The sequence below is a fragment of the Bradyrhizobium sp. CCBAU 11434 genome (assembly GCF_028128895.1).
GTDB classification, from domain to species: domain Bacteria; phylum Pseudomonadota; class Alphaproteobacteria; order Rhizobiales; family Xanthobacteraceae; genus Bradyrhizobium; species Bradyrhizobium zhengyangense.
The window spans coordinates 711,220-728,491 of sequence record NZ_LBJX01000011.1 but is presented as its reverse complement, the minus strand read 5'-3'; the positions used below and the strand labels follow the sequence as shown (position 1 = coordinate 728,491).

Below are 17,272 nucleotides of genomic sequence, written 5' to 3'. Positions count from 1 at the left end.
CCCGCACGGCGCGCTCACTCGCGCCCCCGTCGCAGGCCCACGCCGTCCGCGAGCATTTCCTGTCTCTCGCACGCTCCTCGTTCATCAGAGGAAAATGCAGCACTGCACACCGGCGCGTCACCCGTTTGCCTACGGGGTGCAAAGCTTTCCAATTGTTTAGGATTCTCAACTGATAGTGCTGTTTACACTGGAACTTGGCGTGTAATATACAAGCCTCGCTGGAACCCATTGATTGCCCCGCAATTCGTTGTTTTGGGCATACAAGCCGATACGCTCACAAATGAAAAAGTCACGGCCGATCCTGTGGATTGTCATCATCGCAGCCGTGGCCGGCGGCGGCTATTACGGCTGGCAGCGATATCGGGCCGCGGAGGCCGGAAAAGCCCAAACGGCTCAGAAGGGTGCGCCGCGCGCCCCTGCCGTGCCCGTCAGCATCACACCGGTCCAGAAGGCCGACTTCCCGGTCTACCTGACCGGCCTCGGCACCGTTCAGGGCTTCAACACCGTCCAAGTCCGGACCCGGGTGGACGGCCAGATCGACAAGATCGCCTTCACCGAGGGCCAAATGGTCAAGCAAGGCGATCTTCTGGTCGAGATCGACCCGCGCCCGTTCCAGGCCGCCCTCGACCAAGCCAAGGCCAAGAAGTCCCAGGACGAGGCCAACCTCGCCAACGCCAATCTCGACCTTCAGCGCTACACCAAACTCGGTGAATTCGCGACGCGGCAGCAGACCGATACGCAGCGCTCCACCGTTGCCCAGCTCACCGCCCAGATCGCCTCCGACGAAGCCGCGATCTCCAACGCCCAGACCCAGCTCGACTATACCCAGGTCAAGTCGCCGATCACCGGCGTCGCCGGCCTGCGCCAGGTCGACATCGGCAACATCGTCAACGCCTCGAGCCAGACCGGCGTCGTCACCATCGCGCAGGTCGAGCCGATCACGGTGATCTTCACCGCGCCGGAGGATCAGCTGCCCTATATCAGCGAGGGCCAGAAGTCCGGCGAGCTCAAGGTGATCGCGTTCACCACCGACGGCAAGAAGACGCTGGCCGAAGGCAAGCTTGCCGTCATCAACAACCAGGTCGATACGACCAGCGGGACTATCAGGCTCAAGGCGGTGTTCGACAACAAGGAGCACGCGCTCTGGCCGGGACAATCGGTGTCGACACGCCTCCTGGTACGGACGCTGAAGGACGCGACCATCGTCCCCGATGACGCGGTCCAGCATTCGACCAACGGCCTCTACGCCTACACTGTCAGCCAGGCCAACAAGGCCGAGGTCCGCAAGATCAAGGTCAGCTACTCCATCGACGGACGTTCGGTCGTCGATGAAGGATTGAGTCCCGGTCAGCAGGTGATTACCGGCGGACAGTACAAGGTTCAGCCCGGCAGCCTGGTCTCGACGACTGTCGCGAGTTCGGATCCGGTCCAGAAAAACAAGGTTCAGCAGGAATGACCGAAGGCGGGATTTCGGCACCTTTCATCCGTTATCCCATCGGCACATCGCTGCTGATGGCCGGCATTCTTTTTGTCGGTCTCGTCGCCTATCCGCTACTGCCAGTGGCGCCGCTGCCGCAGGTGGACTTCCCGACCATCCAGATCACGGCCAATCTGCCGGGCGGCAGCCCGGAGACGATGGCCTCATCGGTCGCCCAGCCGCTGGAGCGCCAGTTCGCCCAGATTCCCGGCATCGCGCAGATGACCTCGACGAGCTATCTGGGCACCGCCTCGATCACCATCCAATTCGACCTCAATCGCAGCATCGACGGCGCCGCGAACGACGTGCAGGGCGCCATCAACGCCGCCGCCGGTCAACTGCCGAAAAACCTGCCCTCGCCGCCGACCTATCGCAAGGTCAATCCGGCGGACTCTCCAATCCTGCTTCTGTCCGCCACCTCCGAGACGCTGCCCCTGACCAGCGTCAGCGATGCGGTCGACGCGCAGCTTGCCCAGCAGATCAGTCAGATCTCCGGTGTCGCACAGGTCATCATCGGCGGTCAGCAGAAGCCGGCCATCCGGGTCCAGATCGATCCCGCCAAGCTCGTCGCCAAGGGCTTGTCACTGGAGGACGTGCGGACCCAGATAGCGATCACGACAGTCGATAGTCCCAAAGGCAATATCGACGGCGAGAAGCGCGCCTATACAATCTACGCCAACGATCAGCTGACGCAGTCGAAGGACTGGAACGACGTCATCATCGCCTATCGCAATGGCGGTCCGCTGCGCATCCGCGACATCGGCCAGGCTGTCACCGGCCCCGAGGACGCCAAACAGGCCGCCTGGGCGAATGGCAAACGCGGCGTCTTCCTGGTGGTGTTCAAGCAGCCCGGCGCGAACGTCATCGAAACCGTGGACAAGATCAAAGCGGCCTTGCCCCGCCTCGTTGCGGCGATCCCGCCGGCGATCAAGATCGAGCTGATGAGCGACCGAACCCAGACCATTCGGGCCGCGGTCGAGGACGTGCAGTACACTCTGCTTCTGACCATCTTCCTGGTGGTCATGGTCATCTTCATCTTCCTGCGCAGCTTCTGGGCGACGGTGATTCCGACGATCACGGTGCCTCTGGCGCTGCTCGGCGCCTGCTCCCTGATGTGGGTGTTCGGCTACACCCTGGATAATCTGTCCCTGATGGCGCTGACGATCGCTGTCGGCTTCGTGGTCGACGACGCCATCGTCATGCTCGAGAATATCTCCCGCTACGTCGAGGAAGGTGAAGCGCCGATGGCTGCCGCCTTCAGGGGCGCGAAGGAAATCGGTTTCACCATCGTTTCGATCAGTATCTCGCTGGTCGCGGTGCTGATCCCGCTGCTGCTGATGGGCGGCATCATCGGCCGTCTGTTCCGCGAGTTCGCCGTCGTGCTGGCGATGACCATCTTCGTCTCAATGATCGTCTCGCTGACACTCACTCCGATGATGGCGTCGCGTTTCCTGCGCGCCCACGGGGAGATCCAACACGGCCGCTTCTATCAGTGGAGCGAACGCGCCTTTGACGCGATGCTGCGCGGTTATGAGCATATCCTCGACATCGCTTTGAGCTGGAAGCGCACGACGCTCGTCATTTTCTTCGCAACGCTCGCGCTGTCAGTCTATCTCTTCGTCTTGATCCCCAAGGGCTTCTTCCCGCAGCAGGACAACGGCCTGATCACCGCAACCTCAGAAGCTTCGCAGGACATCTCCTTCTCGGCCATGAAGGAACGGCAAGAGGCGCTCGCCAAGATCATACAGGCAGATCCAGCCGTCGCCAGCGTCGCCATGGCCATCGGCGGCAGCGGACGGGCCGGCAACAACGGCAATCTGTTCATCACCTTGAAACCCCGCAATCAGCGCGACGTTTCGGCACAGCAGGTCATTGGACGGCTCCGTCCGCAGTTCGAGAAGGTGCCGGGCGCGCGGCTTTACATGCAGGCGGCCCAGGACGTCCGGCTCGGCGGCCGGCCGACACGCACGCAGTTCGAGTTCACGCTGCAGGATGCCGATCTCTCCGAGCTGAACGAATGGGCGCCGAAAATTCTCGCCAAGATGCAGACGCTGCCGGAGCTGCGTGACGTCGCGACCGACCAGCAGACCCAAGGCACCACGGTCCAGCTCAAGATCAACCGTGACACCGCCTCGCGCTACGGCATCCAGCCGCAGCTGATCGACGACACCCTCTATGATGCCTTCGGCCAGCGGCAGGTTACGCAGTATTTCACGCAGCTCAACACCTACAAGGTGATCCTGGAAATCCTGCCGGAGATGCAAGGCAACCTGGATTCGCTGAATAAGCTCTATTTGAAATCGCCGCTGACCGGCGATCAGGTGCCGCTGTCGACCTTTGCGACCTGGACCACCGATCCGGTTCGTCCGCTTTCGATCAGCCACCAGGGCCAATTCCCGGCGATCACGATCAGCTTCAACCTCGCCCAGGGCGTTGCGCTCGGCCAGGCCACCCAGGCCGTTCAGAAGGCGATGGCCGATCTCGGCGCGCCGGCGACGCTGAATTCGAGCTTCCAAGGCACCGCGCAGGCGTTCCAGCAATCGCTCGGCACCGTGCCGCTGCTGATCCTCGCGGCGCTGGTCGTGGTCTATCTGATCCTCGGCATCCTCTACGAAAGCTACATCCATCCGATCACGATTCTGTCGACCCTGCCCTCGGCCGGCGTCGGGGCGCTCATGATCCTGATGGCGGCCGGCTTCGACTTCAGCCTCATTGCCCTGATCGGCATCATCCTGCTGATCGGCATCGTGAAGAAGAACGGCATCATGATGGTCGACTTTGCCATCGCAGCCGAGCGCGACGGGAAGACGCCGGAGGAATCGATCCGCCAGGCCGCGCTGCTGCGCTTCCGCCCGATCATGATGACGACGATGGCAGCACTGCTCGGCGGCGTGCCGCTGATGCTCGGCCACGGCACCGGCGCCGAAATCCGCCAGCCGCTCGGCTACGCCATGGTCGGCGGCCTGATCGTCAGCCAGGCGCTGACCCTGTTCACCACCCCCGTGGTCTATCTCTATCTCGACAAGTTCTCGAACCTGTTCAAGGGCAGCTCGACCGACGCGGAAGGGCACGAGGCGTCGGCGCACCGCGCCGTCAAGGAAGCCGCCGAGTAAGCTTGCGTCGCGGCTTTCGCGACGCTACAGCCAAGCCCTCGCTTCACGCCAACGCGGTCACGCCATGCCCATGCAATCCAGACTCGTCGCCCTTGCCGCCGCTGTCCTGTTGTCGAGCGGCGCCGCGTCTGCCCAGCAGGGCGCCAAGAAGAACGCGGCTCCCCCTGCCCCCGCGGCCCAGCCCACACCCGCTCCGGCCCAGTCGCAGGCCGAGGGCACGCCGCCGCAGCCTGGCTGGATCGCACGCTGCACCAGCGCGAGCCGCGACGCCCCGCTCGAATGCGCGATCGAGCAGAACGCAGTGCTGACCAAGACCGGCCAGACCATCGTCCTGGTCAACATCCGCATCGCGCCCGACACCCGCACGCCGGTTGCACTGCTGCAGCTGCCGCTCGGTCTCAATCTTCCGCTCGGCGCCAAGCTTCAGGTCGACGAAGGCAAGGCGATCGATCTGCAGATCCAGACCTGCGAGAACCGCGGCTGCTACGCCTCGACGCCGATCGCGCCCGACCTGCTTGCGAGCCTTCGCTCGGGCAAGCAGCTGAAGGTTTCCTTCCAGAACATGGCCAAGGAGACGATCGCGATCCCGATGCCGTTGAACGATTTCGCGGCGGCCTACGACAAGATCAAGTAATTTACGGTCGTCATTCGAGACCCCTGCTTGACTGCCACTGCTTCAGGCGAGACGGTCAGTCGTTCAGCTCGCCCGCCGGCAACGGCATCGTGAAGCCGCGATTGTAACTTCTGATCCGGGCGCGACCAGCTCAGGTCAGCTTTGCGGAAGCTTGATCGACGCCATGTAATCGTGGATCGACTGATCAGGGATCGACTTGCGCGCAATCAGGTGGTGAATACAGTTCGCAGCAAGGTCGAATGAGCGGTAGCAATGATGAGAGATCATTGCCAGATGCTTGAGTTGCTCCACGGTCATGTCGGCCGGCCGCATGAAGTTTCGCACATAGACGATATCGGCCTCCAGCAACTGGTTCATCGCCGCATAGGGATTGGATGGGTCGCTCAAGGGAGCGATCATACGCCGATTAATGGCCGTAAAGGCGTGAGGAACGAATCCCTGCTTGCGCAATTCGCCATCGATATCGCCGAATGTCGGCTGGTCCTTGTAGAGACAAAGAAACGAGACCTCCGTTTGAATGGCGACGGCCTGCTTCAGCTTCTGCCGCCCGCTTCCGAAGACAGCCAGCTCGGAGCCCTGAACGTCGATTTTGAGGAAATCCAGATCCCGGATTTCGGCAATATCGTCGAGCCGGCGGGTCTGGACCGGATGTTCGCTGACTACGGTGCCCCATTCGGAAAATTTGGCAAAATGCGACAGCACATTCTGATCCGGAAGCAGCAGGCTCGTCATTCCCGGGATTCGGCATAGACGCAGCTTGGCCTTGTGCCCATTCCCAACGACATAGTGATAGTAGCTCTCGAGGTCGCTCTTGCGGGCATCGAGCTCTGCAAGCGCTTCGTCCTGCGGTTCAAAGCCAACGACGGTACAAAGCCTTCGTTGCAGCATCGCCTTGTAGGGCGGCTCGCCATCGATCGGATTGGCCCCGATATCAACGACCGAGGTCAGCCGTGCCGGCCGGATGAGATTATTTAGCAGGTCCGGTTCGTTGTCAGTCATGCGAAGCCCATGGAAGGAATGACATGAGGCTTCACACCAAGGCGACCTCATGATGAGATTTAGACGGCAAACGAGGCCGGCGCTTCGCCAGCGCAATGCCGGCGCCACATTTCATTGAAGGCCTTTTCGATGTGCCGCGTCATGCGGGCCGTATCGAACAGAGGCCAAGTGGTCCGCTGCGACGCCAGCTTGCCCTTCAGGGCGGCTCGAAGTTCGGAATCATGCGCGATCCGAAGCGCCAAGCTCTCATAGTCGTCCAGCGATTGCGTCACCAGTTCAGGCAGGCCGACAGCGTTCAGGATGCTGGCTGCAACGCGTCCCGCAAAGGCGGTGCCGAGGCAGGTCACAACCGGCAAGCCGGCCCAGAGAGCGTCGCTGGCCGCCGTATGGGCATTGTAGGGCAGCGTGTCCAGGTACAGATCGGCGAGCTGGTGGCGCGCCAAGTGCGCGTCGGCAGGCGCGTGTGGTGCAAACACGATCCTCTCTGCCGCGATGCCGCGCGCAACGGCCTCACGCTTCAGGTTCTCCTTCGCGATCGGGTCCCCATCGAGCAGCCAGAGGACGCTGCCGGCGGTCTTGGCAAGCAGCCTCATCCAGACATCGAACAGCACAGGCGTGATCTTGGACGTCCTGTTGAACGCACAGTAGACGAATGCATTGTCCGCCAGCCCGACCTCGCTCCTGGCAGGTACATTTGCGAGCGATCGCCGCGCGTCGGTCGCCTGATAGCTGTCGGGGAGATAAATCACCTTCTCACTGTAATGCTTCTGCTCTGCTTCGGGGACGATGATCGGGTCGGCCATGACGTAGTCCATGTAGGGCGCGCCCATCGTGCCGGGGTAGCCGAGATAGTTGACCTGGATGGGAGCCGCCCGGTGCGCGAGGATCCTCGGCCGCGCACCGGCGGTGAAGCCCCCCAGATCGACGAGAACCTCGATGTCGAGCTGGCGTATCAGCTTGACCACGTCCTCGTCGGGAAGATGGCTGACGTCTTCGAAGCGCTCGAATGCTGCCTTCAGGCGGTCGCGCAACTCGCTCCGGTCGTCGGGTCCGTAGGAAATGGCGCTGACCTCGAAGCGCTCGCGGTCGTGCTCCTCGATGACTCCGACCATCAAGTGCCCGATGGCGTGATTGCGAAAATCGGCAGACATGTACCCGATCCGCAACCGGGAAACCGGTGACGGCGTTCTGGGCCTCGCCGCACCTCGCTCCGGGGCGACCTTGGCGACAAATGTCTTCGCGCAGGTCAATTGGCGTGCGGGAGACGACGAGGCATGAAGGAACATGAAGGGATCGACCGCCACGCCTGACTCGACGGCCTCGTCCAGGCCGGCCTGTTCACGTTCGAAACTGCGCCAGTCGGCGCGCTTCCGCCTGAAATCAACGAGCTTGCTCAACGCGAACGGGAAGGCCTTGTCCAGGGCGACAGTTCTTTCGAGCGCTGCGATCGCTTCGTCGTGTCCGCCCATTTGGCCAAGGACCTCGGACAAAGCGAAATGGTTCTGTGGATTCGACGGTGCGAGCGCGACCGCACGCTGGTAGCTGTCATGCGCTTGGTCGAGCTGACCGAGTTGCTGGAACGCGCTGCCCCGGTTTGCGAACGCCGCGCTCGATGGCGCGATCGCAATGGCGCGCTCGAACTCCGCGATGGCCCCGTGAAGCTCCTGCCGCGCCATCAGGATCGCTCCGCGATTGAGATACGCATCGGCGAAATCAGGCGAAAGGGCAATCGCCTTCGCAAGCCAAGCGAGCGCGTCGTCCGTCTTGCTCAATGCACGCAACACGTTGGCATAGTTGAAAAGAACGTGGGGATTGCCGCCATCAAGGCGAGCTGCCTTCTTGAGCAGCGGCTCGGCGTCCGCGAAATCACCCCGCTGAGCGCGCAACAACCCCAGCATATGCAGCGCTACAGGATGCGTTTTGCTTCCCTTCAGGATGGTCGTATAGGCCCGCTCCGCCTCCAACAGATTGCCGGAACGGTGCGCTGCAATTGCCTGGTCCAGACCAGCCGACGGATGGAGTGAGATGGGAGCCGAGGCTCCCTTGTTGCGGCTTTGCTGCGCCATATGATTGGATTCCGCACCCGACGACGGGTCGGTTTTCAGGTGAACTGGTGCAAAAAACTCTAGTCGCCTTTGCCGGAGAGAACAACGGCAGCGCCGTCGCGCTGCAAAGCACTAAAGACCGCGTGTATGTCGATTTCGCGCGCGACATTGTCGATGCCACCAACTCGTTTGGCTTTTCGATACTTCGCGGCGAGGATGATCAAAGTGACAGGTAAAAAAATAGACCCCCAGCGAAACCGCTGGGGGTCTTTGTTATGGGCTCAGGAGTGAGCTTAGAAGTTACGCTGAGCGCGGAGGAGCAGGGCGACCGAGTCCTGATCCTTCATCTCATAGAGAGCTGCCGGCTTGGCAGCGGCTGCAACGCCCGGGCTCGCGATGGTGCCCGAGTACTTCTGGTCAAGACGCGACCAGCTCACGTCCGCCGTGAAGGCCAGGTTCTTGACCGGGGTCCAGATGGTGTTGACACCGATCACAGCGAAGTTGAAGTCGGGGTTGCAGGCGCCGGTGAGGCCGAGCAGAGCAACCATGTTCGCGCAGATCGCTGCCTTGCCAGCGCCACCGTACTGCAGGGCGCCGTAGCCACCATAAATGGCGCTCGCCCAGTTCGGGTTCCAGTTGTGGGTGTAGCCACCGCGGAAGCCCCAAGACTTGACGGATTCGATGCCACCGCCGGTGGTGTAGACACCATCAGCAATGCCGGCGATTCCGAGACCCTGATAGGCGCCAGCCAAGCCCGTGCCGCTGTACATGAAGAAGGTCTGCGGGAACAGGCTCTGGAAGTTGTAGCGGCTCGCACCGTCGGTATAGACCGCCTGCAAGTTGATCGAGTCACCCGCACCAGTCGGGATGTTCTTGATCGACAACGAACCCTGGATCGCCCAGCCCCACTTGTCGCCGGGATGACCCGTCGGTTCCGTGGCGCCGTAGTAGGCAGGATGCATGTCATGCGCAGCAAGCGAGATCTGAGCCAGACCCCAGGCCTGGTCAACACGGACCGCGCCGGTGATGTCGGGAGAGCGCGTGCCACCCCAGTTGTTGGCGCCATACGCACCCGTGACCATGCCGGCAGCGGTTGCGCTCGACAGGTTCCAAAGGTTCGACTGACCGCCAGCGGAGGTCGATTCATCCTCCAAAGCGATCGAGCCGGTGATGCCCTGGCCGAAGTCAGCGGTATAAGCGACCTGGTTGATACCGGTCACGTGGTTGGAACCGCCCGGAAGGGTATCGGGACCGCCAGCCGGATAGCTCTGCCACGGAGCGTCGAAGATCGAGACCGTGCGGCCGAACGTGAAGCCGGCGAACTGGATGAACGCGTGGTACAGGCCGAGCGAAGCGGAACCACCGAGCGGGTTCGGATTCGTGGACGGGTTGCTGCCGGCGACCGAAGTCGTATCCCACGAGAAGACCATGTCGGCGAAGGTGCGAACCACGCCATACTCGGTCGCCGTGCGCGTATCGACCGTGAAGTCCATACGAGCGCGTTCGCCCCAGTAGTTCGTCAGACGGTTGTTCGAACCCTGGTTCGCGCCTTGACGGAAACCGTAGTCGCCGCCGGCGGCCCAGACGTCAGCGCGCAGGTAGCCACCGAACTTGATGCAAGTGTCGGTGCCCGGCATGTAGTAGAAACCCGCACCGTACAGGGAGCAGATCTTCACGTATTCGACCGCCTTGGCCTTCACGGGGAGATCGGCTGCTTGAGCTCCGCCCACGGCGATCAGACCCGCCGCTGAGCCGAGCAAAAGGCTCTTAACCAACTTCATGTTAAACCTCCAAGTTGCTCTTCAGGGAAGGTCACTGACCCGAACGGCCAATTCCCCAACCCCCTTTAAATCACCGCTTTGGCCGCCTTCGCGTCTTCGGACACACCCGCATGAACGCGAGGGACTTAAGCGAAAGACCTAAACGGGACGACCTTGGGATGCCCCCCTCCGTCGCCTGATCACCATGATCGATGGCCGATGCACACGCAACAACCGAACGGCCCCAAACAGCCCCCAACAATCCGAATCCGGTCAGGTGTTGCACAAAAATCACGCAACATTTTTGGGGCGGAGAATAAATAACTAATTGATTACGCTGCATAAAATATCGATCACAGCTGCGTGACGCGTGAAGTTGCCGATGGAACTCCTCGCAGCGGGATTGGGAAGCCGATCCCGGGAGACCAACTTCCGACCTTGAAAAGGTCGAATCGGACCGCAAGGAAAAAGCGCTCGAAAGGCGCGCTCCTGAGCGAACCGCGACTTGAAAATAAAGGGGAAATTTCAGCCGCTTCGGGCTACGGACCAAGCCAGGATCGCAAAAGCGTCCATCCCCAGCGAGCCGAACTGGCCGCGCATCCCCGCAATCACTGGAATCAGAGGCTCGCAGCGACCGCGGGACATCTCGATGAGCGGAAGGCGTCGCTATTCAGGTCGTCCGAAAGCCGGAAGCAACAGCCCGGATGGCTCGCCGGCAAATATTGCAAATGCCTCGCTCTCGCCGAGCGGCCGAAGGGCAATCAGAGAGAAGCCTCTCAATATCGCGGACAGAATCACCAAGCTCTCAAACGAGCCGCATGATGTGCAGCGAGTGATGATCGAAATTCTGCAAAGGCAAACGGCGACAATCTTTGCCGGCATCTGCATCTGCAAACGTCAAGAACTCAACACACAACACGACGACATGTGAACGCGAGCGAACTGCGCAGGACGCCTGCATAGTTCGCGTCATCCTCCGATGCGCTTGATTTGGTCCGAGCGGAGCAAGGGGTGCAATGCTGACAGGGAGGTTCCGCGATCAGCGGATCAATCAGCGCTTCCGGTCGGGAATCTGACGCTTGGCTGGGGAACCTGGATTCGAACCAAGACAAACAGAGTCAGAGTCTGTTGTGCTACCGTTACACCATTCCCCAACGGAATAGTCGAACAAATTCAATGCCTTACTGATTTGTCCGACTGTGGCCGGCAGCGCAATTTGCGCAAATCACGGCTCAGGCGTGCAGCCTTCTACCCGCTCAGCCATAGGCTGGCAAGCGCGGCTGTGCACGGATGCGCGTGCTCAGGCACCTCTCCCGCCCGGTCGCCCAAATCTCTAAATGTCAGCATCGGTCGGTGGCCGTGCCGGCGCCGAAATGACTGCGAGACACTTGGAGATTCCAATTGGAGATTCCGATGCAGCGAGGGTTACCCGCAGACACCCCCGACCTCGACTACGGCTCAATCGGCGCACTGCAGAGCGCTTTGGTTGCGCAAAAGCTGTCGGCGTCGGAGCTGCTCGCGCACACGATTGCGCGCATCGAGGCGCTGGACGGCGACATCAACGCGGTTGTCGTTCGCGACTTCGATCGCGCACGAGACGCTGCGCGCGTCGCCGATACCGCGCTCGGCCGCGGCGAGCGAGGCCCGCTCCTCGGCATTCCCGTGACCTTGAAGGAGCCCTTCAACGTCGCGGGCCTGCCGACCACATGGGGCTTTCCGCATTTTCGGGATTTCCGGCCGGCAGAGGATGCGCTGCTCGTCTCCAGATTGAAGGCGGCCGGCGCAATCATCATCGGCAAGACCAATATCCCGATCGGACTGCGGGATTTCCAAAGCTACAACGAGATCTACGGGACCACGAAGAACCCATGGGACCTCGGCCGTTCGCCTGGCGGCTCCTCAGGCGGATGCGCGGCAGCGCTGGCGGCGGGATTCGGTCCGCTGTCGATCGGCTCCGACATCGGCGGCTCGATCCGCGTGCCCGCACATTTCTGCGGCGTGTTCGGACACAAGCCGAGCCTCGGCCTGGTCCCGCTGCGAGGCTACAGCCTCCCGCCGGCGCCGCCCGTTCCGGGCCAGGGCGATCTTGCCGTCGTCGGCCCCATGGCGCGCACCGCCTTCGACCTCGCGCTGGCGCTCGACGTGATTGCCGGGCCCGACGAAGCCCGCGACGGCATCGGCTATCGCCTCGCCTTGCCCTCCTCCCGGCACAACAGCCTCAGGGATTTCAGAATCCTCGCCATCGATAGCCATCCGTTGATGCCAACGGGCGAAGCCGTGCGTTCGGCGATCGTCCGACTGGCCGAGCGGCTCGCCAAAGCGGGCGCACACGTTTCGCGATCGAGCACCGCGCTGCCCGATCTCGCGGACTCGGCGCGCCTCTATATGAGGTTGTTGAACGCAGCGCGCAGTCCGCGCCTGACACCAGAGGCCCTGACCGAAGCCCAGCAATTGGCCGCTGCGCTCGCGCCTGGTGACCGCAGCCTGCAAGCCGAGCGCGCCCGCGGCTGGGGCATGATCCATCGAGACTGGCTCGCAGCCGATGCGATGCGCCTGCGTCTGCAGGCGCAGTGGCACGCGCTATTCCGCGACTTCGACGCGGTGATCTATCCGGCAGCGGCCGTGCCGGCCTTCCCGCATGATCATTCCGAGCCGTTCGATGCGCGGCAGCTCGACATCGACGGCAAGGCACACCCCTACGCCGACGCCTGCTTCATCTGGGCCGATCCGGCATCGACCTGCGGACTGCCGGCGACCGCCGTTCCGATCGACCGGTCGCCGTCGGGTCTCCCAATCGGCGTGCAGATCATCGGACCGTATCTGGAGGACCGCACGACGATCGCACTTGCCGGATTGATCGAACGCGAATTCGGCGGCTTCGTGCCGCCGCCATCGCTCGCCCGTCCATCTTGATGCGGAGAGGCCTAGAACGCGACCTCGTACATGTTGAGGATCGCATCCCGGCTTAGATCGCGCGGGTTGTTGTCAAGCAGGCGCCTGATGGCGTGAGCCTCGTCGGCCATCAGGCCAAGATCATTCCTGGGCACGCCGAGTGCCGACAGCCGCATCTCGACACCGAGATTCTTGCAGAACGCATAGGTGGCTTCGAATGCGCGCTTCGCATCGCTCTGCTCGGGCAAACCGAGCGCCCGCAGCACCGCGACCGTTTTCTCTTCGACCGCCGGCATGTTGAACGCCAGCGTGTGCGGGAAGATCATTGCGCAGGCGAGACCGTGGGCGATGTGATGGCGCGTGCCGAGCGGATAGGCCACGGCATGACCGGCGGTGGTGTTCACCGGCCCGAGGCAATAGCCGCCATAGAGCGAGGCCAGCGAGAGACCGGCGCGCGCCTCGCGATCACCACCATCGGCGACCGCGCGCTTGAGATAACGCCCGACAAGCCGCGCGCCTTCGAGCGCGTAGAGATCGATCGTCGGATGCGCCTTGCGGCTGGTATAGGCCTCGACGCAATGCGCCAGCGCATCGACGCCGGTGGCGGCGGTGATCTCCTTCGGCACGGTCGTCGTCAGATCAGGATCGACGATGGCGATATCGGCCAGCATGAAGCGGCTCTGCACCGCCTGCTTGTTCTGGCTGATGGGATCGGTGACGAGCGCGCGGGTGCCGGCTTCGCTGCCGGTGCCGGACGTCGTCGGGACCTGCATCAGCGGGACGCTGCGGCCGGCCACCTTCTCCGGCCCGACGATGTCGGCGAAGGGCACATCCGACGTGCACATCACCGCGACCAGCTTGGCGAGATCCATCGCGCTGCCGCCGCCGAAGCCGACGACGAGATCGGGCCTGACCTCTTTCGCCATCGCTACCGCCTTCTCGAGATTGGGCAGGTCCGGCTCAGGCTTGACCTCGCCGAACACATTGACTGAGCCCGGCAGCGCCAACGTGTCGACGCGGCGCGCATTGAAGGGGTCGGAGATGACCAGTGGTCGCCTGGCTCCAATCCGCTCGGCGAAGCGCGCGGCCGCGGTGATCGTGCCATTACCGAACTCGAGGATGGTGGGGCGAAGGATTTCGATGGGCGTGAAGGCGTTGGTCATCTCAGGCTCGATCTCGTTACTTGGAAGCGCCCGCGGCGAGCCGCTCGGCATAGTCGATGGCCTCGATCAGGCTGTGCTCGTTGGCGATGCCCTGTCCGGCAATGTCGAAAGCGGTACCGTGATCGACGGAGGTGCGGATGATCGGCAGGCCCAGCGTGATGTTGACGCCGGACAGCTCCTGCCAGCGGCCGGTGGCGGGATCGACCTGGAAGCCGAGCAGCTTGACCGGAATATGCCCCTGATCGTGATACATCGCGACCGCCGCGTCGAACTGGCCGGCGCGCAGCTTGACGAAGATGGTGTCGCCGGGCACGGGGCCGACAACGTCGAGACCGTCCGCTACCGCCTTGGCGATCGTCGGCGCGGAAACGTCGATGTCCTGGCGGCCGAACAGACCGCCCTCGCCGGCATGCGGATTGAGCGCGGCGATCGCGATCTTAGGCTTTGCAATGCCGAGCCGGCGCAGCGCATCATCGGTGAGATCGATCACCATGCGCAGACGCTCCGGCGTCAGACGCTTCGGCACGTCCTCCAGCGCCACATGGGTCGAGACATGGCTGACGCGCATGTTGCCGTGGGCAAGCAGCATCACCGAGCCGCGCACGCCGGTGAGATGCGCCAGCATCTCTGTATGGCCCGGGAAATGATAGCCGGCCTTGTTGAGCGCTTCCTTGTTCAGCGGCGCCGTGACGATCGCCGCCGTACGACCAGCCTGTGTCAGGCGCACGCCCTGCTCGATCGCCTTGTAGGCAAAGCGGCCGCCATCGGCGCTGAGCACGCCGGGCTTGATCGGCTCGCCTTCGGCGTCGGCTTGCAGATAACAGAGGTTCGGCCAGTCGCTATCATCGGCTGTGACTTGCGGGATTGCAACGTTGGCGCCGAGCGCGGCCTTCGCGCCATCCAGCGCCGCGCCGCTGCCGATGATCAACAGACGCAGATCGCCTTTTGCGATCCGGTGCTTCAGTCCGACGCAGGCCTTGACGATGATCTCCGGCCCGATACCGGCAGGATCGCCCATGGTGATGGCAAGGTGACGAGAGGTCATGTCGGATTCTCCAAGTTGAGAAAATGATTGGCCCGCAGCAGATCGCGCCACAGCTCGCGCGCGCCGAACGCTCCGGATTTCGAGATGACGTCGACGCCGGCCCAGCGGCCACCTTGCAGCGTCGAACGCGGCAAGCCCGGCGCGATGCGACCCGTGACCTGGAGCGCACGCGCGCCGAGGGCAAGGCATACGGCCTTCAACGTCTCGCCGCCAGCAACGATCAGGGTTCCAGGCGGATCGAGCGACGCGATCAGTGCCGTCAATTCATGCGCGATCCGCCGCGCCGCCTCGGAACGCGCAAGGCCCTCGGCAAGCGTGAATTTCACCAGGGCCACACCGTCATCCATGAGCTTCCGCTCAACAACGGCGCCGCCCTCGCCTTCAGCCAACGCAATGGTGGCCTCGCCACACGCCGCGAGCTGAGAGGCTGATGTCGCCTGATCGGAACCAAACAAGCCCAGCACCGGACGCTTCAGAACCGACGGCGCTGCGGCCCCATGATTTCGCGCAAGCGCTCCGGCCAAACCGCCGCTGCCGCACCAGAGCACAGGTCCTGGCATGCGCCGGGCCATTTCGACGACGCGATCAAGATCGAGATCGCTCTCGGCATCAAACACCTGAACGCCGCCTTGCGGCAGCGTGTCGGAGCTGCCACGTAGCGCCGCGATGCCGTCCTGCCTCAACTGGTCCAGCAGGTTGTCGCCGACACGATGCCAGTCGCCCTGCACGGTGCGCGCATATTGCTGGCCCTCGACCGTGCGGCGTCCCTGATAGTCGAAAGCAGGCGCGACGACGCAAGACGCCCAATGGCCGGTGCTCAGGCAGGCACCGAGCTCGGCCGCCCATGCGCCACGAAGCAGGCTGTCGACTTTCTTGTAGGCGATCTCTCCGTCCCAAAGCAGCGGCGCCAGCCGAGCGACGATCTCGACACTCTCGGCCTTCGAACGTTCACGTGTGCCGCTGTCGATCGCAAGGCTCAGGGAATCTGACGCAACAGGCGCCTCTCCCCAGACGACGTCGAATGGTCCGCACGGGCCGGCGAACTCCGCCGCGGTGTCGAGCGCCCCGGTGAGGTCGTCGGCAAGCATACGGACGCTGGTCAACGCCTCTCCGAAAGGTTCGGACATCGGATCGCCTCGTCGTGCGCGTCCGCCTCTAAGCGGCTTTCGCGAATGCCGCGGCACTCGCGAGCAATTCTTTCACTTGAGCTGCGGGTAAGGTCTCAAGCGGCGGCCGCAGGCGCTGCCAGCCCGCGTGACCGGTGCGCTCGGCCATCAGCGCCTTGAGCGAAGGCATCTGTGCGAAGCGCGAGACCAGCTCGCGCGCCTTCACGATCCGCGCCTGCGCTGCAGCAAGGTCTGCGTCGTCGTCGCTGTCGCGGAAATGCTTGAAGACATAGGCAAGATCGCGCGCCACGAGGTTCGAGGTCGCGGTGATGCAGCCCGCGCCGCCCTTGCGCAGCAGCGGCAGCAACAGGGGGTCGGCTCCGGTCAGCACCGCAAAGCCGTGGAAACGTTCGACCATCGCGGTCATGTTGGCGAAGTCCCCCGAGGAATCCTTGATGCCGACGATGGTCGACGGATACGCCTTGCGCAGCCGCTCGATCAGCGCATGCGAGATCGGCTGCATCGACATCTGCGGGATGTGATAGAGCACGATCTTGAGCCTGGCATCGCCGATGCGCTGGATGATCTCGCTGTAGGCGGCATAGACGCCGTCATCGCTGACGTTCTTGTAATAGAACGGCGGCAACATCACCACGGTACCGACGCCGACCGACAGTGCGTGGCGCGTCAACGCGACGGTCTCGGTGAAGGCCGCGACGCCGGTGCCCGGCAGCAACTGGTTCGGCTTGATGCCGCCGGCGATCACGGCCTCCAACAATGCAGTGCGCTCGGCGACCGAGAAGGAGTTCGCCTCCCCCGTCGTACCCAGCATCGCGATGGCATCGCAGCCTTCGTCCAGAAGGTAGCGGCAATGCGCGATGAAGCGCGCGTGATCAGGCGCGAGATCGGCGTCGAGCGGCGTCAGCGCCGCGGAGAACACGCCGTGGGAGTTCAAGGACTGGGGGTGCAACGACGATGTCGACAAAGCTTCCTCCGATCGTCAGATCGATGTTGTTCGGAATGCGAACATTTGTTATA

The 17,272-nt window shown here is 63.0% G+C and carries 12 protein-coding genes and 1 tRNA gene; 5 read left to right on the top strand and 8 right to left on the bottom strand.

What is annotated here, in order from left to right; genetic code table 11:
* Positions 1-280 precede the first annotated feature (280 nt).
* The 3 genes from XI06_RS10870 to XI06_RS10860 all read left to right on the top strand — a co-directional run bounded on the left by XI06_RS10870 (position 281) and on the right by XI06_RS10860 (position 5,224).
* The gene (locus tag XI06_RS10870; RefSeq protein ID WP_271605290.1) at positions 281-1,456 is read left to right on the top strand and encodes an efflux RND transporter periplasmic adaptor subunit; all 1,176 of its coding nucleotides are present in this window, start codon (positions 281-283) and stop codon (positions 1,454-1,456) included.
* A complete protein-coding gene (locus tag XI06_RS10865; protein ID WP_271605289.1) occupies positions 1,453-4,590 on the top strand; it encodes a multidrug efflux RND transporter permease subunit in 3,138 nt (1,045 codons plus the stop codon). The genes XI06_RS10870 and XI06_RS10865 overlap by 4 nt, the downstream gene beginning before the upstream one ends.
* 64 nt (positions 4,591-4,654) lie before the next feature.
* Positions 4,655-5,224: an invasion associated locus B family protein gene (locus XI06_RS10860; protein WP_271605288.1), complete on the top strand. Its 570-nt coding sequence runs from the start codon at positions 4,655-4,657 to the stop codon at positions 5,222-5,224.
* A gap of 135 nt (positions 5,225-5,359) precedes the next feature.
* Here XI06_RS10860 and XI06_RS10855 read toward each other — a convergent pair whose 3' ends face one another.
* The 3 genes from XI06_RS10855 to XI06_RS10845 form a co-directional block, all read right to left on the bottom strand.
* The gene (locus XI06_RS10855; protein ID WP_271605287.1) at positions 5,360-6,223 is read right to left on the bottom strand and encodes an FkbM family methyltransferase; all 864 of its coding nucleotides are present in this window, start codon (positions 6,221-6,223) and stop codon (positions 5,360-5,362) included.
* Positions 6,224-6,282: 59 nt separating this feature from the next.
* Positions 6,283-8,289, bottom strand: a complete 2,007-nt coding sequence (locus tag XI06_RS10850; protein ID WP_271605286.1) for an O-linked N-acetylglucosamine transferase, SPINDLY family protein — start codon at positions 8,287-8,289, stop codon at positions 6,283-6,285.
* A 272-nt stretch (positions 8,290-8,561) separates the two neighbouring features.
* Positions 8,562-10,049 carry a porin gene (locus XI06_RS10845; protein ID WP_271605285.1) on the bottom strand — a complete coding sequence of 496 codons (1,488 nt, stop codon included), beginning with the start codon at positions 10,047-10,049 and terminating at the stop codon, positions 8,562-8,564.
* A 628-nt stretch (positions 10,050-10,677) separates the two neighbouring features.
* Here XI06_RS10845 and XI06_RS10840 point away from each other — a divergent pair.
* On the top strand, positions 10,678-10,959 hold the full coding sequence (locus XI06_RS10840; RefSeq protein ID WP_271605284.1) for a hypothetical protein: 282 nt from the start codon (positions 10,678-10,680) through the stop codon (positions 10,957-10,959).
* A gap of 149 nt (positions 10,960-11,108) precedes the next feature.
* Here the strand turns inward: XI06_RS10840 and XI06_RS10835 are convergent.
* Positions 11,109-11,182 (bottom strand) — tRNA-Gln (locus XI06_RS10835).
* Positions 11,183-11,441: 259 nt separating this feature from the next.
* On the opposite strand from XI06_RS10835, the gene XI06_RS10830 reads away from it, so the two are divergent.
* A complete protein-coding gene (locus tag XI06_RS10830) occupies positions 11,442-12,941 on the top strand; it encodes an amidase (protein ID WP_271605283.1) in 1,500 nt (499 codons plus the stop codon).
* An 11-nt stretch (positions 12,942-12,952) separates the two neighbouring features.
* Here the strand turns inward: XI06_RS10830 and XI06_RS10825 are convergent, their stop codons facing one another.
* From XI06_RS10825 to XI06_RS10810, 4 genes are read right to left on the bottom strand one after another with little or no spacing between them, the layout of a single operon-like run.
* Positions 12,953-14,083, bottom strand: coding sequence for an iron-containing alcohol dehydrogenase (locus XI06_RS10825; protein ID WP_237858617.1), 1,131 nt, complete (start codon positions 14,081-14,083; stop codon positions 12,953-12,955).
* A gap of 16 nt (positions 14,084-14,099) precedes the next feature.
* Positions 14,100-15,128: a 4-hydroxythreonine-4-phosphate dehydrogenase PdxA gene (gene pdxA, locus XI06_RS10820; protein ID WP_237858618.1), complete on the bottom strand. Its 1,029-nt coding sequence runs from the start codon at positions 15,126-15,128 to the stop codon at positions 14,100-14,102.
* Entirely contained in the window at positions 15,125-16,231 is a 1,107-nt protein-coding gene (locus XI06_RS10815) for a four-carbon acid sugar kinase family protein (RefSeq protein ID WP_237859405.1), read from the bottom strand. The genes pdxA and XI06_RS10815 overlap by 4 nt, the downstream gene beginning before the upstream one ends.
* Before the next feature lie 52 nt (positions 16,232-16,283).
* Positions 16,284-17,219 (bottom strand): dihydrodipicolinate synthase family protein, encoded by a 936-nt coding sequence (locus tag XI06_RS10810; RefSeq protein WP_237858619.1) that lies wholly within the window; start codon positions 17,217-17,219, stop codon positions 16,284-16,286.
* Positions 17,220-17,272: the final 53 nt, after the last annotated feature.